The 23,242-nt window shown below is 70.2% G+C and carries 21 protein-coding genes; 16 read left to right on the top strand and 5 right to left on the bottom strand.

Annotated features, from left to right (window positions below; all coding sequences use genetic code 11):
- The first annotated feature begins 114 nt into the window (after positions 1-114).
- Both ABD204_RS05940 and ABD204_RS05935 read left to right on the top strand, forming a co-directional pair.
- Positions 115-642 (top strand): hypothetical protein, encoded by a 528-nt coding sequence (locus ABD204_RS05940; protein ID WP_194423735.1) that lies wholly within the window; start codon positions 115-117, stop codon positions 640-642.
- 37 nt (positions 643-679) lie between these two features.
- Positions 680-1,168 carry a SprT-like domain-containing protein gene (locus ABD204_RS05935; protein WP_194423734.1) on the top strand — a complete coding sequence of 163 codons (489 nt, stop codon included), beginning with the start codon at positions 680-682 and terminating at the stop codon, positions 1,166-1,168.
- Here the strand turns inward: ABD204_RS05935 and ABD204_RS05930 are convergent.
- On the bottom strand, positions 1,128-1,706 hold the full coding sequence (locus ABD204_RS05930; RefSeq protein WP_322597522.1) for a 2-phosphosulfolactate phosphatase: 579 nt from the start codon (positions 1,704-1,706) through the stop codon (positions 1,128-1,130). The genes ABD204_RS05935 and ABD204_RS05930 overlap by 41 nt on opposite strands.
- A 216-nt stretch (positions 1,707-1,922) precedes the next feature.
- On the opposite strand from ABD204_RS05930, the gene ABD204_RS05925 reads away from it, so the two are divergent.
- Both ABD204_RS05925 and ABD204_RS05920 read left to right on the top strand, forming a co-directional pair.
- A complete protein-coding gene (locus tag ABD204_RS05925; RefSeq protein ID WP_194423732.1) occupies positions 1,923-2,444 on the top strand; it encodes a hypothetical protein in 522 nt (173 codons plus the stop codon).
- Complete coding sequence (locus tag ABD204_RS05920; RefSeq protein WP_194423731.1) at positions 2,437-2,958, top strand: GNAT family N-acetyltransferase; 522 nt, start codon at positions 2,437-2,439, stop codon at positions 2,956-2,958. Before ABD204_RS05925 ends, ABD204_RS05920 begins: the two co-directional genes overlap by 8 nt.
- A gap of 4 nt (positions 2,959-2,962) precedes the next feature.
- Here ABD204_RS05920 and pheA read toward each other — a convergent pair whose 3' ends face one another.
- On the bottom strand, positions 2,963-3,922 hold the full coding sequence (gene pheA, locus ABD204_RS05915) for a prephenate dehydratase (protein WP_194424253.1): 960 nt from the start codon (positions 3,920-3,922) through the stop codon (positions 2,963-2,965).
- A gap of 125 nt (positions 3,923-4,047) precedes the next feature.
- Between pheA and pgm the strand changes: the two genes are divergently transcribed.
- Positions 4,048-5,694, top strand: a complete 1,647-nt coding sequence (pgm, locus tag ABD204_RS05910) for a phosphoglucomutase (alpha-D-glucose-1,6-bisphosphate-dependent) (RefSeq protein ID WP_194423730.1) — start codon at positions 4,048-4,050, stop codon at positions 5,692-5,694.
- A gap of 67 nt (positions 5,695-5,761) precedes the next feature.
- Positions 5,762-7,540, top strand: a complete 1,779-nt coding sequence (locus ABD204_RS05905) for an ABC transporter ATP-binding protein (RefSeq protein WP_194423729.1) — start codon at positions 5,762-5,764, stop codon at positions 7,538-7,540.
- A gap of 23 nt (positions 7,541-7,563) precedes the next feature.
- Here the strand turns inward: ABD204_RS05905 and ABD204_RS05900 are convergent, their stop codons facing one another.
- The gene (locus ABD204_RS05900; protein WP_194423728.1) at positions 7,564-8,577 is read right to left on the bottom strand and encodes a LacI family DNA-binding transcriptional regulator; all 1,014 of its coding nucleotides are present in this window, start codon (positions 8,575-8,577) and stop codon (positions 7,564-7,566) included.
- Between the two features lie 152 nt (positions 8,578-8,729).
- Here ABD204_RS05900 and ABD204_RS05895 point away from each other — a divergent pair, with 152 nt between their 5' ends.
- From ABD204_RS05895 to ABD204_RS05860, 8 genes are all read left to right on the top strand, one after another.
- Positions 8,730-10,253, top strand: coding sequence for a sugar ABC transporter ATP-binding protein (locus ABD204_RS05895; RefSeq protein ID WP_194423727.1), 1,524 nt, complete (start codon positions 8,730-8,732; stop codon positions 10,251-10,253).
- A complete protein-coding gene (locus tag ABD204_RS05890) occupies positions 10,250-11,284 on the top strand; it encodes an ABC transporter permease (RefSeq protein ID WP_194423726.1) in 1,035 nt (344 codons plus the stop codon). Before ABD204_RS05895 ends, ABD204_RS05890 begins: the two co-directional genes overlap by 4 nt.
- On the top strand, positions 11,281-12,339 hold the full coding sequence (locus ABD204_RS05885) for an ABC transporter permease (protein WP_194423725.1): 1,059 nt from the start codon (positions 11,281-11,283) through the stop codon (positions 12,337-12,339). The genes ABD204_RS05890 and ABD204_RS05885 overlap by 4 nt, the downstream gene beginning before the upstream one ends.
- 48 nt (positions 12,340-12,387) lie before the next feature.
- Entirely contained in the window at positions 12,388-13,425 is a 1,038-nt protein-coding gene (rhaS, locus tag ABD204_RS05880; protein WP_194423724.1) for a rhamnose ABC transporter substrate-binding protein, read from the top strand.
- 190 nt (positions 13,426-13,615) lie between these two features.
- Positions 13,616-14,812: a Gfo/Idh/MocA family protein gene (locus ABD204_RS05875; RefSeq protein ID WP_194423723.1), complete on the top strand. Its 1,197-nt coding sequence runs from the start codon at positions 13,616-13,618 to the stop codon at positions 14,810-14,812.
- Between the two features lie 5 nt (positions 14,813-14,817).
- Positions 14,818-16,035: a dihydrodipicolinate synthase family protein gene (locus ABD204_RS05870; RefSeq protein WP_194423722.1), complete on the top strand. Its 1,218-nt coding sequence runs from the start codon at positions 14,818-14,820 to the stop codon at positions 16,033-16,035.
- Positions 16,032-16,898 carry a sugar phosphate isomerase/epimerase family protein gene (locus tag ABD204_RS05865; protein ID WP_194423721.1) on the top strand — a complete coding sequence of 289 codons (867 nt, stop codon included), beginning with the start codon at positions 16,032-16,034 and terminating at the stop codon, positions 16,896-16,898. Before ABD204_RS05870 ends, ABD204_RS05865 begins: the two co-directional genes overlap by 4 nt.
- Positions 16,899-16,930: 32 nt before the next feature.
- A complete protein-coding gene (locus ABD204_RS05860; RefSeq protein WP_194423720.1) occupies positions 16,931-17,965 on the top strand; it encodes a LacI family DNA-binding transcriptional regulator in 1,035 nt (344 codons plus the stop codon).
- Between the two features lie 128 nt (positions 17,966-18,093).
- On the opposite strand, the gene ABD204_RS05855 is transcribed toward ABD204_RS05860, so the two are convergent.
- Both ABD204_RS05855 and ABD204_RS05850 read right to left on the bottom strand, forming a co-directional pair.
- Positions 18,094-19,236, bottom strand: a complete 1,143-nt coding sequence (locus ABD204_RS05855) for a glycerate kinase (protein ID WP_206697143.1) — start codon at positions 19,234-19,236, stop codon at positions 18,094-18,096.
- Positions 19,237-19,486: 250 nt separating this feature from the next.
- Positions 19,487-20,560: a LacI family DNA-binding transcriptional regulator gene (locus ABD204_RS05850; protein WP_194424251.1), complete on the bottom strand. Its 1,074-nt coding sequence runs from the start codon at positions 20,558-20,560 to the stop codon at positions 19,487-19,489.
- Between the two features lie 159 nt (positions 20,561-20,719).
- Here ABD204_RS05850 and galT point away from each other — a divergent pair, with 159 nt between their 5' ends.
- Together galT and galK are read left to right on the top strand one after the other, a co-directional pair.
- Positions 20,720-21,895 (top strand): galactose-1-phosphate uridylyltransferase, encoded by a 1,176-nt coding sequence (gene galT, locus ABD204_RS05845; RefSeq protein WP_194423719.1) that lies wholly within the window; start codon positions 20,720-20,722, stop codon positions 21,893-21,895.
- On the top strand, positions 21,892-23,088 hold the full coding sequence (galK, locus tag ABD204_RS05840) for a galactokinase (RefSeq protein ID WP_322597521.1): 1,197 nt from the start codon (positions 21,892-21,894) through the stop codon (positions 23,086-23,088). The genes galT and galK overlap by 4 nt, the downstream gene beginning before the upstream one ends.
- The last annotated feature ends 154 nt before the right edge of the window (positions 23,089-23,242 follow it).

Below are 23,242 nucleotides of genomic sequence, written 5' to 3'. Positions count from 1 at the left end.
GGTGGGCGTCGCGAGTCGGGGTGAGGGATGCGACACATCGGCGTGGCCGCCGGGAACCGGCACGACCGGAAGGCACACTGGTGGGGTGAACCGCAAGCGCGAAGGGAGTCGACGGTGAGCTTCATCCACGGATACGACCCCGACACGATGCGGGAGATCGTCGATCCGGCCCAGTGCAAGGAGCGGCTGGCCGAGATCGGTGAACAGCGCAGCCTCGTGTCGATGCTCGAGCGCGTGTGGCTGCTGAAGGTGCTCGGCGAAACCGAAGAGGCGCTGACACTGTCGGAGCAGTCCGTGCGCTTCGCCCGCATGGCCGGCACCCGAAAGGACCTGCTGCGGGCGCGCATCCTCCACGCCACGGTCGTGCAGGCGCGCGGCGCGTACGCCGCGGCCCACCAAGAATTGACCACGTGCGCGGAGGAGGCCGAGGGGCAGGGCTGGTCGGCACTCGCGGCGTTCGCGCTGCAGCACCGCGGCCGGGTCAGCTTCGACGCCGCGGAGTACGAGGATGCGCGGAGCGACTTCAAGCGGACGCTGTTCCTCCGCCAGGAATCCGGAGCCCCGGAGTCGCAACTGCAGAACGTCCTGCTCGCGATCGATCTGTGCGACCGTCGTCGCGCGCAGACCGCGGTGGCCAGCTGATCCGCGACGTGTCGTCGGTTCGTCCTATCCTTCCGGCATGTCAGACCTGCATCGTGTGCGCCACTGGGCGGAGGCTCTGATCGCCACACACCTGGATCCGACGTGGACCTTCGGCTTCGACAACGCCAAACGCCGCGCCGGCCAGTGTGACTTCACCCGTCACCGCATCACGGTCTCGCGCTACCTGTCCGCGCGGTACGACGACGACACGAACCATCAGACGCTGCTCCACGAAGTCGCGCACGCCCTCGCCGGAGCGGCGGCCGGGCACGGCCCCCGCTGGAAGGCCATCGCGCGCGACCTCGGCTACGTCGGCGGCACGACGCATCGCGGCGAGACCGCCGACGACCTCGCTCCGTGGGTGGGCGTATGTCCCGCGGGTCACGTGGCATACCGTCACCGGCGCACGTCGCGCCCGACCTCCTGCGCGACCTGCGCGCCGCGGTTCGACGAACGCCACCTGCTGACATGGACCCGACGCGAGATCACTCCGGCGACGCGGCTCGCGGCGATGACGCCACGCTGAGCGCCGGGGCGTAGACGCGCGGATCGTCGCCCGCGTCGAGGTCGGCCGCGCGCATCACGTCTTCGCGTCTCCCCTCGGCGATCAGTCTCTGCCCGGTTCCCCCGGCGGTGAGCAGATGACGGACCGCGCGGCCGAGTCCGCGATAGGCCTCCCCGGCGGCGGCGGCCTCGGGCGAGGTGTGGTCGATCCCCCGCCGGACGAGGGCGTCGACGACTGCGCCGGCGCCGAACTGGTCCTCGACGGCGAAACGGACCCCGGCGGAGGTCTCCTCACCCGCGGCGATGACCGAAACGCTGGTGCGGGCGCCGCGGAGCGCCTGTTCGTCGGCGATCGCCGAGGCCACCGCCGACGCGTTGCGCAGCCCGCCCAGCAGGACGAGCGAGCCCGCCGCGTGGGCCGCATCGGCGATCGGCACCGCCTCGTGCTCACCGAGCACCGAGACGACCACGACGACGTCGGCCGGCGCGAGACGCGCGAGGCCGGCCGCCCCCCACTCGTGGCGGACCTGATAGCGATGCTGGTCGAACGGTGTACTCACGCGCAGAAGCCTACGTCCGCCACGCGGAGCGCGCGGGCGCATCCGTCACACCGCGAAACGATCGGTGTCGGATGCCGTTCCGCGCCCGCCCCCTCACCGCTCGATGTCGGATCCGGGCCTCATATCGACATCCACCGCCCACCGAAGCACGGATGCCTGCGGGACGGATGGATGGGGGGCTTGCGCCGGAGGCGTCACGCGGTGACACGATGGAGCATGCGCGTTCTGCTGAAACTCGTGATCGACTGCGACCCCGACGCCGCCTGGCGCGCACTGCACTCCCCCCGTGCGGTGGCCGAGTTGTACGGCCCCATGGTCTCGATGGCCCCGGTGGTCCCCTCGGATCTTCCGACGCGGTGGGAGGTCGGCGATGACGTTCCGGTCACCCTCGAGACCGGCCCCCTGCCGCTGGGCAGCCAGCTCATCCACGTCAGCCACCGCGAAGTGGCGGAGCCCGGCGGAACGGTGCGCATCTTCCGCGACAGCGGCATCCCTCTCACCGGCCCTCTGGCCTCGCTGGATGTCTGGGACCACCAGATGGCCGTCTCCCCGGCGCCCGGCGACCCGACCCGCACGCTGTGGCGTGACCGTCTCGTCTTCGACGGACCGACCGCGGCGCTGCTGTGGCCCATGATGTGGGCGGTCTGGCAGTGGCGTGGTGCACGGATCCGCTCGCTCGCCCCGACGTGGGCGCACGACCTCGACGAGACGGCCGGCCCCGGAGCGGGCGGTGACTGAGCAGTACACGGTGCGGCGCGCACGTTCGGCGGATGCCACGGCGATCGCGGCCGTGCACGTCACGTCGTGGCGTGAGGCCTACGCCGGACGCATCCCCGACGAGGTGCTCGACGGCATGGATGTGGCCGAGCGCGCGGCGATCTGGCGGCGACTGCTCGCCGGCGAGGTCCCGGGAGAAGCCGGGGCGGTGTGGGTGGCCGAACTCGCCGGAGACGTGATCGGCTTCGCCTCCGCGGGCCGCTGCCGCGACGACGACGCGATTCCGGGCCGGCGCGAGCTGTACGCCATCTACGTCCTCGAGGCCGACTACGGCACCGGCGCGGGAGACCTGCTCCTGGATGCCGCGCTGGGCGACGAGGCCGCCTCACTGTGGGTGCTGGAGGACAACCCCCGTGCCCGCGCCTTCTACCGCCGGCACGGGTTCGACGCCGACGGCGCTGTGAAGACCCAGACGGTCGACGGTGTCCCGATCCGTGAGGTGCGCCTGGTGCGCACCCCACCACACGGGACGTGACCGGTCAGACGCCCGGTTCGCCCGACAGCAGGCCCCGCAGCCAGTCGCGGGCCTCGACGAAGACATCGTCGGCATAGCGCTCGGAATAGCGCACGATCGAGCGGTCCGCCCGCGGGTACGAACCGAGGAAGATCACCTTGGGGCTGAACCGGCGCAGCCCCATCAGGGCGTCCGCCATCCGTTCGTCCTGGATATGTCCGTCCGCGTCGATGACGAACCGGTAGCGGCCGAGCGAATCACCGATGGGCCGGGATGCCAGCAGCGACAGGTTGATGCCGCGCGTGGCGAACTGCTCGAGCATCTCCAGCAGCGCGCCGGGGTGGTCATCGGGGAGTTCGACGATCAGCGACGTCTTGTCGGCACCGGTCGCCGGCGGCGGCGCGACGGTGCGTCCCACCAGCACGAATCGGGTGACGGCATTGTCGTTGTCGCCGATCTTCTCGGCCAACAGGTCCAGTTCATGGTGGTCGAGGATCCCCGGCGGGGAGATCGCCGCATCCGCGTCGCTGGTGCCCTCGAGGATGCCGAGTGCACTGGCCACGTTGCTGGCCGCGGGGATGTGTGCGTGCTCGGGGAGGGACCGACTGAGCCACTGCAGGCACTGGGCGTACGCGACCGGGTGGGCGGAGACCAGCTTCACGTCCTCGAGACGGACGCCGGGGCGCGCGACGAGGACGAAGTCGACCGGGACGAGGTACTCGCCGATGATGCGCAGACCCGGGATGGTGGCCAGGGCGTCCTGCGCGGTCGAGACGCCGCCGTCTACGGAGTTCTCGATCGCGATCATCGCCGCATGCGAGCTGCCCTCGACGACGTCGGCGAGCGCCTCACCGACGTTGTGCACCGACTTCCACCGCTGCCCGCGCGCCTCGGGGACCTGCGCGAGCGCGGCCTCGGTGAAGGTTCCGGCCGGCCCGAGGTAGCTGTACTGGCGGAGGGCGGGCGCGGATTCGGGCTCGGGCATCACGGCGGCAAGCCTAGTCCCGCCCGGTGTGCTCGCACTCCGCGTTCTCCACAGTCGGGGCACGAGGCGTGCGGGAGCGCGCGGCAGGGGTGCCGAGACGCGCCTCACGGGGCACAATGGGGTCCATGAGCACCCGTGCAGGAACACCCGCCGAGGCATCCGACCTGATCGACATCGACGAGCTGCTGGCCGCGTACTACGACCGCAAGCCGGACGCATCGGTGCCCGCCCAGCGCGTCGCGTTCGGCACCAGCGGCCACCGCGGGTCCTCGCTGTCGACGAGCTTCAACGAGGATCACATCCTCGCCACCACGCAGGCCATCGTCGACTACCGCACCGCGCAGGGGATCTCCGGCCCGCTGTTCCTGGGCCGCGACACGCACGGGCTGTCGCTTCCCGCGGAGCGCACCGCGGTCGAGGTCCTCGTCGCCAACGGCGTGGATGTGCGTCGCGACTCGCGCGATTCGTGGGTGCCCACGCCCGCCCTCAGTCACGCGATCCTCGTGCACAACGCCGCCCGCGCCACCGACGACCCGGGCCGCGCGGACGGCATCGTCGTCACCCCGAGTCACAACCCGCCGCGCGACGGCGGGTTCAAGTACAACCCGCCCCACGGCGGCCCCGCCGACACCGACGCGACCGGGTGGATCGCCGACCGCGCGAACGCGCTGATCGCCGCCGGGATGGACGGCGTCAAGCGCACTCCGTTCAAGGACCTCGACGAGTCGACCCTCGGCGAGTACGACTTCCGCGAGGCGTACGTGCGCGACCTGGCCGACATCATCGACGTCGACGCCATCCGTTCCGCCGGCGTGCGTATCGGCGCCGACCCGCTCGGCGGCGCGTCCGTGGACTACTGGGCACGCATCGCCGAGGTCTACGGGCTCGACCTGACCGTCGTGAACCCCGACGTCGACCCGACGTGGCGATTCATGACCCTGGACTGGGACGAGAAGATCCGCATGGACCCGTCCTCCCCCTCGGCGATGGCCTCGCTGGTCGCCCGCCGCGACGAGTACGACATCCTCACCGGCAACGACGCCGACGCCGACCGCCACGGCATCGTCACCCCCGATGCGGGCCTCATGAACCCCAACCATTACCTCGCGGTCGCGATCGACTATCTGTATGCACACCGCCCGGAGTGGCCCGCGGACGCCGCGATCGGCAAGACCCTGGTCTCTTCGATGATCATCGACAAGGTCGCCGACGCCCTCGGCCGCACCCTCCTGGAGGTACCGGTCGGATTCAAGTGGTTCGTGCCGGGCCTGCTCGACGGATCGGTCGCCTTCGGGGGCGAGGAGTCTGCCGGCGCGTCGTTCCTCCGCAAGAACGGCTCGGTGTGGACCACCGACAAGGACGGCATCCTGCTGTGCCTGCTGGCCGCCGAGATCCTCGCCGTCACCGGGAAGACCCCCTCGCAGCGCTACGCCGAACTCGAAGCCGAGTACGGCGCGTCCGTGTACCAGCGTGTGGACGCCCCGGCCACGCCCGAACAGAAGGCCGCACTCGGCAAGCTCGCCCCGGAGTCGGTGACGGCCACGGAACTGGCCGGCGAGCCGATCACGGCGAAGCTGTCGCACGCCCCCGGCAACGGCGCGGCAATCGGCGGACTGAAGGTACAGACCGCCGGCGCGTGGTTCGCGGCGCGCCCGTCCGGCACCGAAGACGTCTACAAGCTGTACGCGGAGACCCTTCGGGGCGAGGAACACCTGCGACAGGTGCAGGAGGAGGCCCGCGCGGTGATCACCGCCGCGCTCGGCGACGCCTGACGGGGTGGCTCGCGCAGCGGGAAGCTGCGCGGGGCGCAGCGGAAGGGATTGCGCATAGGATGTGCGGATGGGTGAGAAAGCGCTTACCGGAACATTGCGCGTGATCGATGGGCCCCGTCCGGTCCGATCCGTCCTCCGACTCCTGCGCCGCCGACCCGGTCGCCTCGCCGTGGCGATCAGCGCGTTCGTCATGAAGGACATCCCGCTGTGGTTCCTGCCGGTCGTGACCGCGCGCATCATCGATCTCGTCTCCGACGACGGATCGACCACAGAAGTCCTCGTCTGGTTCGGCATCGCCGCGGTCCTCGTCGTGCAGAACTATCCGATGAACGTCGTCTACACCCGCAACTTCATGACGGTCGTGCGCGACACCGGCGCCGATCTGCGCAACGCCCTCACCGACCGCCTACAGAGCCTGACCATCGGTTACCACACCCGCGTGAGCGCCTCGATCGTGCAGACCAAGGTGGTCCGCGACGTGGAGAACATCGAGATCATGCTGCAGCAGGTCACGCAGCCTCTGCTGTCGTCGGTCATCGTCCTCATCGGCGCGACGTCGATGACCGCCATCGCCGTGCCCTGGTTCCTCCCCGTGTACGCGTTGGTGGTCCCGATCGCGCTGCTCCTGCGCTGGGCCCTCGCAAAGCGGTCACGCACGCGCAACGAGACCTTCCGACGGGAGGTGGAGTCCTTCGCCGCACGCGTCGGGGAGATGGCTTCGCTGATCCCGGTGACCCGTGCGCACGGACTGGAGCGCACCGCCGCCACCCGGGTGGCCCACCAAGCCGACGGGGTCCGGCGCGCCGGGTTGAGTCTGGACGTCTTGAACGGCCACGTCTCCGCACTCAGCTGGGTCACCATGCAGATGCTCGGCCTGAGCTGCCTCGTCTTGGCGGCGCTGTTCGCCCTGTCGGGAATCCTGCCGATCACGCCCGGCGAGGTCGTGCTGCTGTCGACCTATTTCACGTTGCTGACCCAGGGACTCACCCAGCTGTTGGTACTCATCCCCGTCGCCGCCCGCGGACTGGAATCGATGCGCTCGATCTCCGAGGTCCTTCAGGAGCCCGACCTCGAGCAGAACGAAGGGAAGCGCCATGTCGACAGCATCACCGGCCACCTCCTGCTCGATCACGTCTCGCACCGCTACGCCGACGCGGAACGCGACGCGATCCACGACGTCACGCTCGATATCCCCGCCGGCCGCACCGTGGCGTTCGTCGGATCCTCCGGGTCGGGCAAGTCCACCATGCTCAACCTCGTGCTGGGGTTCGTCCGGCCGATCTCCGGACGCATCCTGATCGACGGCCACGACATGCAGGATCTCGACCTTCGGACCGTGCGTCAGTGGATCTCGGTGGTGCCGCAGGAATCGGTGCTGTTCGAGGGGAGCATCCGCGAGAACATCGCCTATGGGCTCGACGACGTCGACGACGACCGCCTTCGCGCCGCACTCCACGATGCGAACGCGACGGAGTTCGTCGATCGCCTGCCGGAAGGGTGGCACACGCTCGTCGGGGAACGCGGGGCGCGCCTGTCAGGCGGTCAGCGTCAACGACTCGCCATCGCCCGGGCCCTCGTTCGCGACCCGCGCATCCTTCTCCTCGATGAAGCGACCAGCGCCCTCGACCCCGAATCCGAGGAACTCGTCAAGAAAGCGCTGGACCGATTGATGGAAGGGCGGACGACGCTGGTCGTCGCCCACCGGCTGTCGACGATCCGACGCGCGGATGACATCGTCGTCCTCGAACAGGGCGAGATCGTCGAACAAGGTTCGCACCGCGACCTGCTCGCCCGTTCAGGGCGCTACGCGTACCTGCATTCGACCCAGGCCGGCACGACCGACTGACGGACTGACGTGCCGACGTCGACTCAACGGGCCGGCTGGGTGGATTGCCGCACGACCAGCTCGGGCTGGAACACGGTCTGGCGTGGGATCGTGTCGGTGTCGCCGGCCTCCTCGAGAAGGATGCGGAGGGCGGTCTTGCCGATCGTGGTGCTCGGCTGACGCATGGACGACAGCGGCACAGCCGCGGCAGAGGCGAACGAGATGTCGTCGAAACCGATGATGGCGATCTCGTCGGGCACGAGCATCCGCCCGTCGACGACGAGTTGTTGAAGCAGTCCCAACGCGATGAGGTCGTTGCCGGCGAACAGCGCGTCCGGTCTCTCTCGGGCGGGGCGCGCCATCAGCCGGGCGCCCGCGGCGATCCCCTCCTCCACACTCATGGCAGAGGTCGCGACGACCTCGAGACCGATCCCTGCGGATTCCTCGACGGCGACGCGTGCCCCGGCCAGACGGTCGGTCATCTGCCGCATCTCGAACGGGCCGCCGACGAACGCGATACGCGTCCGCCCGGTGTCGATGAGGTGCTGGACAGCCATCCGTCCCCCGGTGATGTTGTCGACCGAGACCGAGCTGAAGCGGTTCTCCCCGCTGTAGCGGTCCACAAGCACCGCGGGGATGCCGCGGTGCTTCAGGCGGGAGAGACGGTTGTTGACATCGCCGAACGGGGCGATCAGAAGGCCTCGGACCTGATGTTCCTCGAACAGGTCGACGTACATGTTCTCGCGGGTCCGGTCCTCGTCGGTGTTCCCGTACAGGATCGCGATCCCGCGTGCGGTCGCTTCGTCTTCGGCCCCGCGGACGACGTCGTTGAAAAACGGATTCTGACCGTTCAGCACGACGAAGCCGACGGTCGCGCTGACACCGGCACGGAGCTTGCGCGCGGCCTCGTTGCGGACGTAGCCGAGATCGTCGATCGCCTGCTGCACCCGCGTCACCGAGTCCGCCGACACCTCATCGGGGCGGTTCAGGACATTCGAGACAGTCCCCACGGACACCCCTGCCCGCCGCGCGACGTCGCGGATGCTCACATTCGGCATGTCGGCGCTGTCTCCTCTTCGATCGGGCACCAGTCGCGCACCGGACTTGACCTGCACAGGTGCGCTCCATAGAGTATGCCTGAAGTTCTCCTGAATCGATTCATGGAGTTCAGGAACACAGCAAACAGGTTCACCCTCAAGGAGGAGGCACCGTGACGAACACGTCGCCGCACCAAGCCGCCCCCGCGCTCGAACTCTCGCGGGTGGTGAAGTCCTTCGGTGCCGTCGTGGCCCTGCGCTCCGGCAGCATCCGCCTCGAGAAGGGCTCGATCCACGCCCTCATCGGCGAGAACGGCGCGGGCAAGTCGACGATGGTCAAGATCATCGCCGGCCTCTACCGTCGGGACGCCGGTGAGTTCCGCCTCGACGGAGAACCGGTCGACTTCACCAGCACGGCACAGTCCAAGGCCGCCGGCATCGCGGTGATCTACCAGGAGCCCACCCTTTTCCCGGATCTGTCGGTCACCGAGAACATCTTCATGGGCCGCCAGCCGACCAACCGCGTCGGGCGCATCGACCGCAAGGCGATGCGCACGGAGGCCACCGAGATCTTCGAGCGCCTCGGCGTGCGGATCGACCCCGACCGCCTGACCGAGGGCCTCTCGATCGCCGATCAGCAGATCATCGAGATCGCCAAGGCCATCTCGCTGGATGCCCGCGTGCTCATCATGGACGAGCCGACCGCCGCCCTCTCCGGCGTCGAAGTCGAGCGTCTGTTCGCGGTGGCGAGGAGCCTGCGCGACGAAGGCCGCGCGCTGGTGTTCATCTCGCATCGCTTCGATGAGGTGTTCGACCTGTGCGACACGGTCACCGTCATGCGCGACGGCGCCTACGTGGACACCATGTCGATCGACGAAACCACCGTGGACGAGCTCGTCCGCCAGATGGTCGGACGCGACGTCACCGAACTGTTCCCGAAGATGCCGACCGAGATCGGTGAAGACGTCCTCGTCGTCGAGGGCCTCACGCAGAAGGGCGTCTTCCACGACATCAGTTTCACCGTACGTTCGGGGGAGATCGTCGGCCTCGCCGGACTCGTCGGCGCCGGCCGGAGTGAGGTCGCACGGGCCGTGTTCGGAGTCGACCCGTACGAGTCGGGCTCGGTCACCATCGAGGGCGCACCGCTGGCGAAGAACAACCCCCGCAGGGCGATGGCGCAGGGCATCGCCCTCGTCCCCGAGGACCGACGCAAGCAGGGCCTCGTGCTCGACCAGTCCGTCACACGGAACATCACCCTCGCGATCCGCTCACGACTGGCCAAATGGGGCCTCATCTGGGGTGGCCTCGAGAACGCCGCCGCCCAGACCTGGGCGAGCCGACTCGAAGTGAAGACCGCCGCTCTGGACGCCGAGACCGGCACCCTCTCCGGCGGCAATCAGCAGAAGGTCGTGCTGGGCAAGTGGCTGGCCACCCACCCCAAGGTGCTCATCGTCGACGAACCGACGCGCGGCATCGACGTCGGTACCAAGTCCGAGGTCCACCGGCTCATCTCGCAGCTGGCCGGCGACGGCATGGCGATCCTCATGATCTCCTCCGAGCTGCCCGAAGTACTCGGCATGGCCGACCGCGTGCTCGTCATGCGCGAAGGCCACCTCACCGGAGAGTTCGAGCGCTCCGAAGCCACCCCCGAGAACGTGATGTACGCCGCCACGGCGGAAGAGGAGGCCGTGCGATGACGCTCACGACCGAAGCCGCGCCGAAGCAGCACCCGCTGGTCTCGGCGACCGGGCATGTCCTGAAAGCGCGAGAGACGGGCATCGCGATCGCTCTCGTGCTCGTCGTGGTCGCCGCGACCGCCGTGAATCCCGCGTTCCTGTTCTCCGGCGACGGATTCCGCGACCTGCTCCTCACGCCCTCGCTCCTGATGGTCGTCGCCGTCGGCCAGGCGATCGTGATCATCACCCGCAACGTCGACCTCTCGGTCGGGTCGACCGTGGGCCTCACCGCCTACCTCACCGGTCGCCTGTTCATCGACTTCCCCGGGATCCCCCCGGTGCTCGTGTTCGTCGCCGGCATCGGCCTGGGCGCCGTCCTCGGGCTCATCAACGGCGCCCTGGTCGCCTTCGCGAAGGTCCCGGCGCTGGTGATCACCCTCGGCACGCTCTATATCTACCGCGGCATCAACGTCGCATGGGCCGGAAGCGACCGCATCAACGCCTCCGACATGCCCGCCGACTTCCGAGGCCTCGGCACCGGAGACGTCCTGGGGATCCCGCTGTTGACCATCCTCGCCGTCGTCGTGCTCGTCGTCGCCGCGTGGTACCTGCGAAACCTCCGCAGCGGCCGCGAGCTGTACGCCATCGGCTCCGACCCCGCGGCCGCCCACCTGTACGGTCTGCGGGTCACCAGCCGCGTGCTCGGTGCGTTCATCGTCTGCGGGGCGCTCGCCGGACTCGCCGGCGTGCTGTACGCGGCCCGCTACGGCACCGTCAGCTCCAACGCCGGATACGGCTGGGAGCTGCAGGCCATCGGCGCCGCCGTGATCGGCGGAGTCGCCATCTCCGGCGGCGTGGGCACCGTCTGGGGTGCGGCCATCGGCGCGTACCTGCTCCTGACCATCAACCGCGCCCTCCCGATCATCGGCATCGAGGACTTCTGGCAGCGCGCGGTGGTCGGCATTCTCATCATCGGCGCCATCGTGCTGGACCGGGTGCTCGCCGTGAGACAACATCGACGACTCATCGCCGCGAGGGAGGAGCAATCATGACCTCGGCCATCCTCACCGCTCGCACCGAGCGCCGGTACCGCAACCACCACCACGCGCTGTGGCGCCGGGTGCTGATCAACCGCGAAGCCGCCATCATCGGGCTCCTCGCCCTGGTGATCGTCGTCGCGACCGTGGTCGTGCCGAACTTCGACAGTCCGCTGACGATCACCTACCTCATCCGCGAACTCGCCCCGATCCTGCTGATCGCCCTGCCGATGACGTTGATCATCATCACCGAGGAGATCGACCTGTCGGTGGCCAGCATCGTCGGGCTGTCCTCGGTCGTCACCGGACTCGGCGTCCAGGCCGGATGGGGGCTGCCCGCCGCCGGACTGGCGGCGATCGTCGTCGGCGTCGTCGCCGGTGCGATCAACGGTGCCCTCGTGACCTTCGTCGGGCTCCCGTCGCTGGCCGTCACGATCGGCACGCTCGCGCTGTTCCGCGGGATCGCGGTCGGGCTGCTCGGCACAACGGCGATCAGCGACTTCCCGGACTTCTGGACCGACCTGGCCCGCGCCAACGTGCCGGGAACGCCGGTGCCGATGATCATCATCCCGTTCATCGTGCTGGCCGTCGTCTTCGCCGTTCTGCTGCACTTCACCCCCTTCGGACGCTCGCTCTACGCGATCGGCCTGAACAAGGAGGCCGCGAGCTTCTCAGGGATCGACGTCGGCCTGACCAAGTTCTGGCTGTTCGTCATGAGCGGTGCCGTCTCGGGCTTCGCCGGCATCTACTTCACGCTGCTGTACAACAACGCGCGCGGCGACAACGCCACCGGCATGGAACTGCAGATCATCGCCGCCGTCCTGCTGGGCGGGGTGTCGATCTTCGGAGGCCGTGGCGCGCTGCACGGCGTCATCGCCGGTGTGCTGCTGATCGGGACGCTTTCCAGCGCCCTCCGATTGGCCGGCGTCACCAGCGACATCATCAACGTCATCACCGGGATCCTGCTGGTCCTCTCGGTGGTGTCCGCCAGCTTCCTCGCATGGGTGCGCACCAAGCGTGTGTCCGCCGTCGGGAAGAAGAAGGGCCGCTCGGGCGCCTCCGACGCCTGATCTGCCCGCCTGCATTCACAGACCACACACCAAGGGAAGGAAACAACGATGTTCAACACCAGGAACCGTCGCTTCGGCGTCGGCATCGCCGCCGTCGCCGCCACCGCGGCACTCGTCCTCACCGGATGCTCCGGCTCGAGCGACTCGGGCGGGGACGCGGGCGGCGACGGCGAGGCCGTCACCATCACGATGCTGCCCAAGAACCTCGGCAACCCGTACTTCGACACCTCCAGCGCCGGCGCCGAAGAGGCCGTCGACGAATTCGGCGGAGTGTTCGAAGAAGTCGGACCGAGCGAGGCGACCCCGACCTCCCAGGTCACCTACATCCAGACCGCCGCACAGCAGGGCGCAGACGCGCTCGTCGTGTCGGCGAACGACCCCGAAGCCATCTGCGACGCGCTCGACGAGGCCAGCAGCGCCGGCGTGAAGATCGTCACCTTCGATTCCGACACCAACCCCGAGTGCCGCGACCTGTTCATCAACCAGGCCACCGCAGAAGGCATCGCCCAGGTGCAGGTCGATCTGATCACCGAACAGATCGGCGACGAGGGCCAGATCGCCGTCCTGTCTGCCTCGGCCAACGCCACGAACCAGAACGCCTGGATCGAGATGATGGAGGAGGAGCTGGCAGCGAACCACCCGGACGTCGAGCTCGTCGAGGTCGCGTACGGTGACGACGACGACCAGACCTCGTTCGACAAGACCGCTGCCCTCCTGCAGACCTACCCTGACCTCAAGGGGATCGTCTCGCCGACCACGGTCGGCATCGCCGCCGCGGCGCGCTACCTGTCGACGTCGGAGTACAAGGGTGAGGTCGCGCTGACGGGCCTCGGTACGCCGAACCAGATGCGCGAGTACGTCGAAGACGGCACCGTCGAGGCTTTCGCCCTGTGGAACCCGGCCGACCTCGGCTACCTCGCCGCCTTCGCCGCCGACGCGCTGGCCACGGGTGCGATCGAGGGCGCCGAGGGTGACTCGTTCGAGGCCGGCAAGCTCGGCACTTACGAGGTCGGCGCCGACGGCGTCGTCCTCCTCGGAGACCCGTACGTCTTCGACGCCGAGAACATCGGCGACTTCGACTTCTAAGAAGTCCTGGTCCAGGGGCGTCCGGCGATCCGCCGGGCGCCCCTTCGTCGTGCCCAGCGAGGACGCGGACGGGAAAGCGCTTGCGCGGCGGCGCGGTGCCATGGCACACTGTGGAAAGCGTTTACCCCATCCGGGGTCCCCGACTTCCCCGCGACCGCGTCGTCGACGGGATCCACGAGAGAAGGACCGAATGACCGACACCACGATCGCCCCGGCCGACGCCACGGCCCGCCCCGCCGTCCGCGAGATCGGCATCATCATGAACGGCGTCTCCGGACGCATGGGTTACCGCCAGCACCTCGTGCGCTCGATCCTCGCGATCCGCGACCAGGGCGGCATCGTCCTACCCGACGGCACGAAGGTCACCGTCAAGCCTCTGCTGGTCGGCCGCAGCGAGGCGAAGCTCGCCGACCTCGCCGCCAAGCACGACATCGAGGACTACACCACCGACCTCGACGCCGCGCTCGCCGACCCGCGGTGGGAGATCTACGCCGACTTCCTCGTCACCAAGGCCCGCTCGGCAGCCCTTCGCAAGGCGATCGCGGCCGGCAAGACGATCTACACCGAGAAGCCGACCGCAGAGACGGCCGCAGAAGCCCTCGAGCTCGCCAAACTCGCCCGCGAGGCCGGTGTGAAGACCGGCGTCGTGCACGACAAGCTATACCTCCCGGGTCTGCAGAAACTCAAGCGCCTCATCGACTCCGGCTTCTTCGGCCGCATCCTGTCGGTGCGCGGCGAGTTCGGATACTGGGTCTTCGAAGGCGATTGGCAGCCCGCGCAGCGCCCCAGCTGGAACTACCGCGCCGAAGACGGCGGCGGCATCATCGTCGACATGTTCCCGCACTGGAACTACGTCATGGAGAACCTGTTCGGCGAGGTCAAGAGCGTCTACGCCCAGGCGGCGGTGCACATCGCCGACCGCTGGGACGAGAACGGCGAGCACTACACGGCGACCGCCGAGGATGCCGCCTACGGGATCTTCGAGCTCGACGGCGACATCGTCGCCCAGATCAACTCCTCCTGGACGGTGCGGGTCAACCGGGACGAGCTCGTCGAGTTCCACGTCGACGGCACCCACGGTTCGGCCGTCGTCGGGCTGTTCGGTGCGAAGATCCAGCACCGCAACGCGACTCCGAAGCCAGTCTGGAACCCCGACCTGGCCGACGACCACGACTACGACGCCGACTGGGCGGAGGTCCCGACCAACGACGTCTTCCAGAACGGCTTCCGCCAGCAGTGGGAGGAGTTCCTCACCTCCTACGTCGAGGGCACCGACTACGAATTCGATCTGCTCTCCGGCGCCCGCGGCGTACTTCTGGCCGAGGCGGGTCTGGAATCCAGCCGCGAAGGCCGCAAGGTCGAGCTGCCCACCCTGAGCCTGGACTGACCCGCATGCCCCACCTCACCCTGCTCGACCCCGCCGGGGAGACCTCCCAGGTCGCCCTGCGCGAGGCATCCGGATTCACCAAGCCCACCGCACCTCTGCGCAGCCGCGTCGCCTATGCCGCCGCACACGTGGTCCCGAAGGTCGCCGCGGACAACACCCCCGGCCGACCGGCCGAGATCGACTGGGATGCGACCCTCGCCTTCCGCCGCGCGGTCTACTCCTGGGGGCTCGGCGTCGCCGACGCCATGGACACCGCGCAGCGGAACATGGGACTGGACGCCGCCGCGGTGCGCGAACTGATCTCCCGCACCGCCCAGACGGCACGCGAAGAAGGCGGCTCGGTCGTCGTCGGCGTCAACACCGACCACCTCGAGGACGAGCACATCTCCCTCGACCAGGTCATCGACGCCTATCGATCGCAACTGGCCTTCACCGAGGAGCAGTGCGCGGGGCCGGTCCTGATGGCCTCGCGCCACCTGGCACGAGCCGCGTCCTCGGCCGAGGACTACCGGCGTGTCTACCGCGAGGTGCTCGGCTCCGCGCAGGGCCCCGTCGTCCTGCACTGGCTGGGCACGGCGTTCGACCCGACCCTCGCGGGATACTTCGGTTCGCGGGACTGGCGCGAGGCGTCCGAGGTGCTGCTGCAGATCATCGGTGAGAACGCCGACAAGGTCGCCGGCGTGAAGATGAGCCTCCTCGACGCCGCCTCCGAGGTCTCGGTGCGCGAGCGCCTGCCGGAGGGCGTCAGGATGTTCACGGGCGACGACTTCAACTACGTCGGCCTCATCGGAGGTGCCGACGTGCCGGACGCACGCCAGCCCGAGCGCGACCCCTCCTCGCCCCGACAGCACTCCGACGCCCTGCTCGGCGCCTTCGCCGCGATCACCCCGGTCGCCTCGGCCGCGATCCAGGCGCTCGACGCGGGAGACAGCAGCCGATACCTCGAGATCCTCGAGCCCACCGAAGAGCTCAGCCGACAGGTGTTCGCCGCCCCCACCTTCTACTACAAGACCGGCGTCGCCTTCCTGTCCTGGTTGAACGGCCATCAGCCGGCCTTCCAGATGGTCGGTGGCTTGCACTCGGCGCGCAGCCTGCCCCACCTGTCGCGCATCGTCGAGCTGGCCAACGCCTCCGGTGCCCTCGAGCGGCCCGAGCTGGCCGCGATCCGCTGGCACGGGATGCTGCGCCTGAACGGCCTCGATGTCCCCGGGGTGATCTCGTGAGCGTCGACCGTCGCCTGTCGATCAACCAGGGGACGATCAAGCACGCCGACCTCGCGACCGCGCTGGCGGCCACCTCTGCCGCGGGGGTCCCCGCGATCGGTCTGTGGCGCGAGCCCGTGCAGGAGGTCGGTCTCGCGACCGCCGCGACGATGCTCGCCGACTCCGGCCTGCGGTTCACCACCCACTGCCGCTCGGGCTTCTTCACGATGCCGGAGGGCCCGGCGCGACGGGCGTCCATCGACGACAACAAGGTCGCCATCGACGAGGCGGCGACCCTCGCCGCCGCCGGAGCCGACGGATCCACCGCGATCCTCGTCCTCGTCGCCGGCGGCCTCCCCGACGGCTCGCGCGACGTCATCGGCGCCCGCGAACGCGTCCGCGACGCCATCGGCGAACTGGCCCCGTACGCCGCCGGGGCCGGGGTCACCCTCGCGATCGAACCCCTGCATCCGATGTACGCATCCGACCGATGCGTCGTCTCGACCCTCGGACAGGCGCTCGAGATCGCGCACGACTTCGACCCGTCCGTCGTCGGTGTCACGGTCGACACCTTCCACATCTGGTGGGACCCGGAGGTCCTGCCACAGATCGAACGCGCCGGGCGCGAGGGGCGCATCGCCACCTACCAGGTGTGCGACTGGAAGACACCACTGCCTGCCGACGTGCTCCTCAGTAGGCACTACCCGGGAGAGGGAGTCATCGACTTCGGGCCGATGACCCGCGCCATCGTCGACGCCGGATACACCGGCGACATCGAGGTGGAGATCTTCAACGCCGACGTGTGGGCCACCGACCCGCACGAAGCGGTCCGGCGCACATCCGCGGCGTTCACCGCCGCCATCTCCCCGCACCTGCCCGCCTGACCCGCACCGGGTGAAGCCCTAGAATCACGGACGTGACCCGAACACCCTCGTCCTCCCGCAGCGCGGCCACTCTCCACGATGTGGCACGGGAGGCGGGGGTGTCGCTCGCGACCGCGTCCCGTGTGCTGAACGGATCGACCCGCAAGGTCGCCGACAGCTATCGCGTCAAGGTCGAAGCCGCCGCCGCCCAGCTCGGGTACACGGCCAACCTCTCCGCCCAGGCGACCGCCCGCGGCACCTCCGCCGTCGTCGCGCTCCTGGTCGCCGACATCGCCGACCCGTACTTCGGCCAGCTCGCCTCCGGCGTCGCACGCGGCGCCGACGAAGCGGGCCTCGTGGTGACCATCGCCATCACCGAGCGTGACCCGCAACGCGAGGTGTCGCTCGTCCGGGCCCTCCGCGGCCAGCGCCCGCGCGGCCTCATCCTCGCCGCATCCCGGACCACGGGCCCCGACGCGGTCGGCCTCGACCCCGAGTTGGAGGCCTTCCAGAGCATGGGCGGTCAGGTCGTCATGCTCGGCCCGGCGCCCGCAGGCATCCGCTCGATCGCCGTCGACAACGCCGGTGGCGCAAGGGCCCTCGCCACACGCCTGCGCGACCTCGGGTACGACGAGGCGATCATCATCGGGGCACGCGAGGGGATCCAGACCTCCGATGACCGCATCGACGGCTTCACGCGGGGCTTCACCGCCGACGGCGGGCGCATCCGCGACGTCGTGCGGTGCGGCTTCACCCGCGACGCAGGCTATGACGCCGCCGAGACACTCCTGGCAGGCGAGGTCCCGACCGGAACGGTGATCTTCGGTATCAGCGACGTCGTCGCGATCGGCGTGATGTCGGCCGTCCGCGACGCGGGGCGCGAGGTCGGCACCGACATCGCCGTCGCCGGATTCGACGACATCGCCACCGGGCGCGACATCCGCCCCGGTCTGACGACCGCGCACGTCCCGCTCGACGAGCTGGGCTACCGGGCACTGCACGCCACGATCGACGACGACTGGGACCCTGCGCAGCCCGCCCTCCCCGTGGAGCCCGTCGTCCGCGGCAGCACCCCACCCCGGGGCTGACCGCGCACCGGGCAGCGCCGCCGAGCCGCCGAGCCGCCGCTTTCGCGCCCATCCCACCCCGTCTCATCCCCCGCAACGGGAGGGCTTGACGATATAGGGACGATTCGGGGGTCGGCGGATCGCGGCGGTCAGCGGGAAGCGGCGAGGGCGGCGCCGGCGCGGATGAGCCACGTCGCGGGTTCGGCCATCGCCGCCTCGGGCGATCCGGCCAGGTCGGTCAACGACACCGACGCGGCGAAAGCGGTCGTGTCGGCATCGGGTGCGATGCGCCCGGCGACGAGCATCGTCGGCACCCCCGCGGCGGTGGCGAGGTGCCGCACGAGCGAGGGCACCTTGCCGTGGGCCGACTGCCCGTCGAAGGACCCCTCCCCCGTCACGACCACCTCGGCCCGTGCGATGGCGTCGGCGAGACCGATGAGCTCGGCGACCTCGCCGGCGCCCGCCACGAGATCGCCGCCCCACACCCGGAGCGCGTAGCCGGTGCCACCGGCCGCACCCGAACCCGGCGCCTCGGGGTCGCAACCCAGGAGTTCCGCCACGCGCGCCAGTGCCGCATCGACAGGCGGGATGTCGATCGCCGTCAGACCTTTCTGCGGTCCGAACACCGCCGCGGCCCCCCGCGGACCGGTCAGCGGGTTGGTGACGTCGCTGAGCACGCGTACCCCGCCCGGCGGAAGCGGGACCAGGTCGCTCAGATCGATCTCCGCGACCTCGGCGAGGCCTCGGGCCCCGGGTGCGACCGGGGCGCCGCCGGCGTCGAGCACCCTCGCACCGAGCGCGGTGAGCATCCCGATCCCCGCGTCGGTCGATGCGCTCGAGCCGATCCCCAGCACCAGGCGCGACACGCCGTGGACGAGTGCCGCCGAGATCGCCTGCCCGAACCCGCGGGTGTCGGCGTCGAAGGGGCGCAAGCGCGGGGGCGCCCCCAACAGTTCGATGCCGGAGGTACCGGCGAGCTCGACGACGCCCGTCCCCTCCGGAGTCTCGGGCGTGGGGGGAAGATGCAGCCAATGCGCCGAGACGGGCTCCCCATCCGGCCCGTCGACGGTCACGGGCACGAGACGAGCACCGGGGACCGCCGCCGCGAACGCCGCGATCGTCCCCTCCCCACCGTCGGCCATGGGTCGGCGCACGATCACGTCGCCGGGACGTGCCGCCGACCACCCCGCAGCAACCGCGTCGGCCGCCGCGTCGGCCGCGATGGACCCCTTGAAGGAATCGACGGCGAGCACGACGGTGCCCACGTCGCCGCAGTCGTCTGGTTTGCTCATCGCCCGCTCCTTGATCTTCGGCGGAGCCTGTTGAGGCTCGCGTTCCCCCCCCTGGTGGGAAAGCGTATTCCATCCGGGTGCCGGATGCGAGGCTCCGCCCTCGTCAGCAGAGGCCGAGCACCCCGGGGCCCGGGTTCGACCCTATGATGAGCAACTCCCACGCGTGGCACGTCACACCCGCCCCGCTGCACGCCCTCCGCGAGAACCCGCCAGGAACCGGCCATCCCACCGACCCCCTCCGGAAGGGCGATCACCGCGGGGAGGCAGTACTCTTCCGCTCGATCAGCCGGGTCGGGATGACGGCGGCCACGCCGTCGGCGCCGTCGGCGAGGGCCGCGACGGCCGCTTCGCCGAGCGCGTCGAAGTCCTGCCGGACGGTGGTCAGCGGCGGCCGGTAGTCGCCCGCGTCGGCCACATCGTCGAAGCCGACGACGCTGATGCGTCCGGGCACGTCCACCCCGCGCTCCCCCAGCCCGCGCAGAATCCCCAGCGCCATCTGGTCGTTCGCACAGAACACCGCCGTCGCTTCGTCGTCGATCTCGGCGGCCGCGCGGTATCCGGTGGTCGAGGTCCAGGCCCCACGAACCGGCTCGACGGCCTCCAAACCCGCAGCCACCAGGGCCGCCCGCCAACCGCGTTCCCGCTCGGCAGCGGCGAACGAGCCCGCCGGCCCCGCCAGATGCCGGATGCGCGAGTGGCCGAGGGAGATCAAATGCTCCGTCGCGATCCTGGCGCCCGCGGCATGATCGGTCTGGACGGTGCTGACCATGTCGATCGAGTCGATCATCGGCACGGTGTCGATCGTCTGCACGGTGTCGATCCCGCGCGTTTCACCCGACCCGGGCGCGGCGCCCGCGCGCGAGCCGTCCGCGGATGCGCCGCGGTGCCGCGCCGGAGCGTCGACGACCACGAGCCGGAGCCCCGCCGGCGGGGTGACCGCTCGGGCGAGCGGTGTCGCCTCGTTCAACACGATCGCCCCGTCCACGCCCTGGTCTTCGAGTCGCTCGAAGGCGCCCGCCACACCGTCCTCGACACCGGCACCCACGGTGACCACGACGAGCGCGAGCCCTCGGGCCGCGGCCGCGTCCGACACCGCCTGCAGCATCCGGGAGTTGCCGACCGTGGCGAGGGTCGACACGACGAGACCGATGGTCTGGCTCCGACCGGTGCGGAGCGTGCGCGCAGCGCGGTGGGGGCGGTAGCCGAGTTCCGACATCGCCGCTTCCACGCGCGAGCGTGTGGCGGGATCGACGCGAGGGCTGCCGTTGACGACACGCGAAACGGTCTGCCCGGACACCCCGGCGCGCGCCGCGACATCGGCCATGGAGACGCGGCGCCCCGCACCCGGCCACGCTGTCCGACCCACCACGTATCCCCTTCCGCCGCACGTCCTGCCACCACGCCACCGGGTCGATGCCCGGCCGGCGGCGGCACTATCTCAGGTGTGTTGACGCTAACACACCTTTGCAGGTACCGTGTTGACGTGAACACACCTGAGTTCTTCACCGCCGAGCTCTCCGGAGGCGTCGTCAAACGCGCCACGCGCCTCGCCGACGGACGCGACCTGATCTACTTCGACGACCCCGACACCACCCTCCCGACCGAACGCGCGATCGACGCCCGCACGCTGGATGCACGCCCCGCGACGGCCACGATGCGGCGCGACGTCCTCACCGGCGACTGGGTCTCGATCGCCGCGGCCCGTCAGAACCGCGCCTTCCTGCCGCCGGCCCACCTCGACCCGCTCGCGCCGCAGACGCCGACCAACCCGTCCGAGGTGCCCTCGCTCTACGACGTCGTGGTGTTCGAGAACAAGTCCCCCTCGTTCGGACCGGCCCTGGCCCGGGCCACCGACGACGCCCCCGCCGCCGACGATGCACCGCGGGATCTCGACGACCTCGACTCCCCCGGCCTCGGCCGTACCCGCACGTCGGTCGGCCGGTGCGAGGTCGTGTGTTTCAGCCCCGCGCACGAAGGGTCGTTCGGCACGCAGAGCCGCACCCGCGCCCGCACCGTCATCGAGGCGTGGGCCGATCGCACGGCGGCGTTGTCGGCGCTACCCGGCATCGCGCAGGTGTTCCCGTTCGAGAACCGCGGCGAAGAGATCGGGGTGACGCTGCGCCACCCGCACGGTCAGATCTACTCCTACCCCTACATCACGCCGCGCACGCAATCACTGCTGCGTTCGATCGCGCGCGAGGGCGATGACCTGTTCGCCCGCATCCTGGACTTCGAGGCCGCCGGCCCGCGCGTCGTGCTCGACGCCGAGCACTGGCTGGCGTATGTGCCCTTCGCCGCCCGGTGGCCGATCGAGCTGCACCTCGCTCCACGCCGGCACGTCGCCGACTTCACCGAGTTGACGGGTGCCGAGCGCGACGAACTCGCGACGGTCTACCTCCGCCTGCTGCGCGGTGTCGACGCACTCTACGACACCCCCACCCCGTACATCGCGGCGTGGCACCAAGCCCCTGTCGCCGTCGGCCGCGACAGCGTACGCCTGCACCTGCAGCTCACCTCGCCTCGTCGTGCCGCCGACAAGCTGAAGTACCTCGCGGGGTCCGAGGCCGCCATGGGCGCCTGGATCGGCGACATCCCGCCCGAGACCGCCGCCGACCGCCTCCGCGCGGCCGTCGCATCCATTCCGGAGGTGTCCCTGTGACCTCACCCACCCCCGCACCCGCCGCCCGCGGGGCGCGCGACCTGTTCGTGGAACTGACCGGCACGGAGCCTGCGGGCATGTGGTCGGCTCCGGGTCGGGTGAACCTGATCGGCGAGCACACCGACTACAACGACGGCTTCGTGTTGCCTTTCGCGATCCCGTTCCGCACGCACGTCGCCCTCGCCCCGCGCCGCGACGGCGTGCTGCGCGTGGTCTCGACCTTCGATCCGGTTCCGGTGGAGGTTCCCCTCGCCGAACTGGACGCTCTGTTCCCCGACCGCCGCGACGAGGTTCCGGAGTGGGCCCGGTACCCGCTGGGGGTCGCCTGGGCTCTGCTGGGCGCATCCGGAACCGCCGTGGCCGACGTCTCCGGGGCCGACCTGGCGTTCTCGTCGGATGTGCCGGTCGGCGCGGGGCTGTCGTCATCGGCCGCGATCGAGGGGGCGACCGCGAGCGCCCTCGCCGACACGTGGGGCCTCGGCCTGGATCGGGTCGCCCTCGCCCGGGCGGGCCGCACCGCCGAGAACGAGGCCGTCGGTGCGCCGACCGGGATCATGGACCAGATGGCCTCGATGCTCGGCGAGACCGACGCGGCCATCTTCCTGGACTGCCGCACCCTCGACACCGAGGTCGTGGATCTCGGCTTCGACGCCGCCGATCTCGCGCTGGTGGTCATGGACACCGGCGTGAAGCACTCGCATGCGACCGGTGGATACGGCGAGCGCCGCGCCGCCTGTGAGCGCGGCGCGGCGGCCATGGGTGTCGGCGCGCTGCGCGACGTGTCGGTCGATGATCTGCCGCGGCTTGCCGACCTGGTCGACGAGGTGACCTTCCGTCGCGTGCGACACATCGTGACCGAGAACCAGCGCGTGCTCGACACCGTCGCGGTGCTACGGGGCACCGGCCCCACGGCCATCGGCGACCTGCTCGTCGCCTCCCATGCCTCGATGCGCGACGACTTCGAGATCTCCGTCCCCGAGCTGGACACCGCAGTGGAGGCGGCTCTCGCCGCCGGGGCGATCGGGGCGCGCATGACCGGCGGTGGATTCGGCGGCGCGGCGATCGCCCTCGTCTCGCGCGATCAGGTCACGGCGGTCGCCGACGGGGTGCGTCGCGCGTTCGCGGGGCGCGGATTCGCCGAGCCGCACGTGTTCCCCGTCACCGCGGCCTCCGGCGCCGGCCGCGACGCCTGAGTCGGACGGCGAACCCGAGGCCCGGCGACGTTCGGGAGGACGGCACCGACCCGGACCGTCGACGCACACGGGGCGAAGGGTCAAGCCCTGGCGGTCGGGGCCGCAAATCCGTAGCGTCGCCACCGGGTCGGATCTGCCGACCCTCCCGGCCCAC

The sequence above is a fragment of the Microbacterium aquimaris genome (assembly GCF_039531285.1).
In the GTDB taxonomy this organism is placed as follows: Bacteria; Actinomycetota; Actinomycetes; order Actinomycetales; family Microbacteriaceae; genus Microbacterium; species Microbacterium aquimaris.
Note: the sequence above shows the minus strand (reverse complement) of the source record. Positions and strands in the feature narration are given on the sequence as shown.

What these genes read in the sequence shown, in the direction of transcription:
- ABD204_RS05875 (WP_194423723.1), top strand. Translation starts at nt 13,616, where the DNA reads ATGACCGACACCACGATCGCCCCGGCCGACGCCACGGCCCGCCCCGCC.
- ABD204_RS05885 (WP_194423725.1), top strand. Translation starts at nt 11,281, where the DNA reads ATGACCTCGGCCATCCTCACCGCTCGCACCGAGCGCCGGTACCGCAAC.
- ABD204_RS05850 (WP_194424251.1), bottom strand. Translation starts at nt 20,560, where the DNA reads ATGGCCGATGTCGCGGCGCGCGCCGGGGTGTCCGGGCAGACCGTTTCG.
- ABD204_RS05900 (WP_194423728.1), bottom strand. Translation starts at nt 8,577, where the DNA reads ATGCCGAATGTGAGCATCCGCGACGTCGCGCGGCGGGCAGGGGTGTCC.
- pheA (WP_194424253.1), bottom strand. Translation starts at nt 3,922, where the DNA reads ATGCCCGAGCCCGAATCCGCGCCCGCCCTCCGCCAGTACAGCTACCTC.
- pgm (WP_194423730.1), top strand. Translation starts at nt 4,048, where the DNA reads ATGAGCACCCGTGCAGGAACACCCGCCGAGGCATCCGACCTGATCGAC.
- ABD204_RS05870 (WP_194423722.1), top strand. Translation starts at nt 14,818, where the DNA reads ATGCCCCACCTCACCCTGCTCGACCCCGCCGGGGAGACCTCCCAGGTC.
- ABD204_RS05905 (WP_194423729.1), top strand. Translation starts at nt 5,762, where the DNA reads ATGGGTGAGAAAGCGCTTACCGGAACATTGCGCGTGATCGATGGGCCC.
- ABD204_RS05925 (WP_194423732.1), top strand. Translation starts at nt 1,923, where the DNA reads ATGCGCGTTCTGCTGAAACTCGTGATCGACTGCGACCCCGACGCCGCC.
- ABD204_RS05935 (WP_194423734.1), top strand. Translation starts at nt 680, where the DNA reads ATGTCAGACCTGCATCGTGTGCGCCACTGGGCGGAGGCTCTGATCGCC.
- ABD204_RS05890 (WP_194423726.1), top strand. Translation starts at nt 10,250, where the DNA reads ATGACGCTCACGACCGAAGCCGCGCCGAAGCAGCACCCGCTGGTCTCG.
- ABD204_RS05855 (WP_206697143.1), bottom strand. Translation starts at nt 19,236, where the DNA reads ATGAGCAAACCAGACGACTGCGGCGACGTGGGCACCGTCGTGCTCGCC.
- rhaS (WP_194423724.1), top strand. Translation starts at nt 12,388, where the DNA reads ATGTTCAACACCAGGAACCGTCGCTTCGGCGTCGGCATCGCCGCCGTC.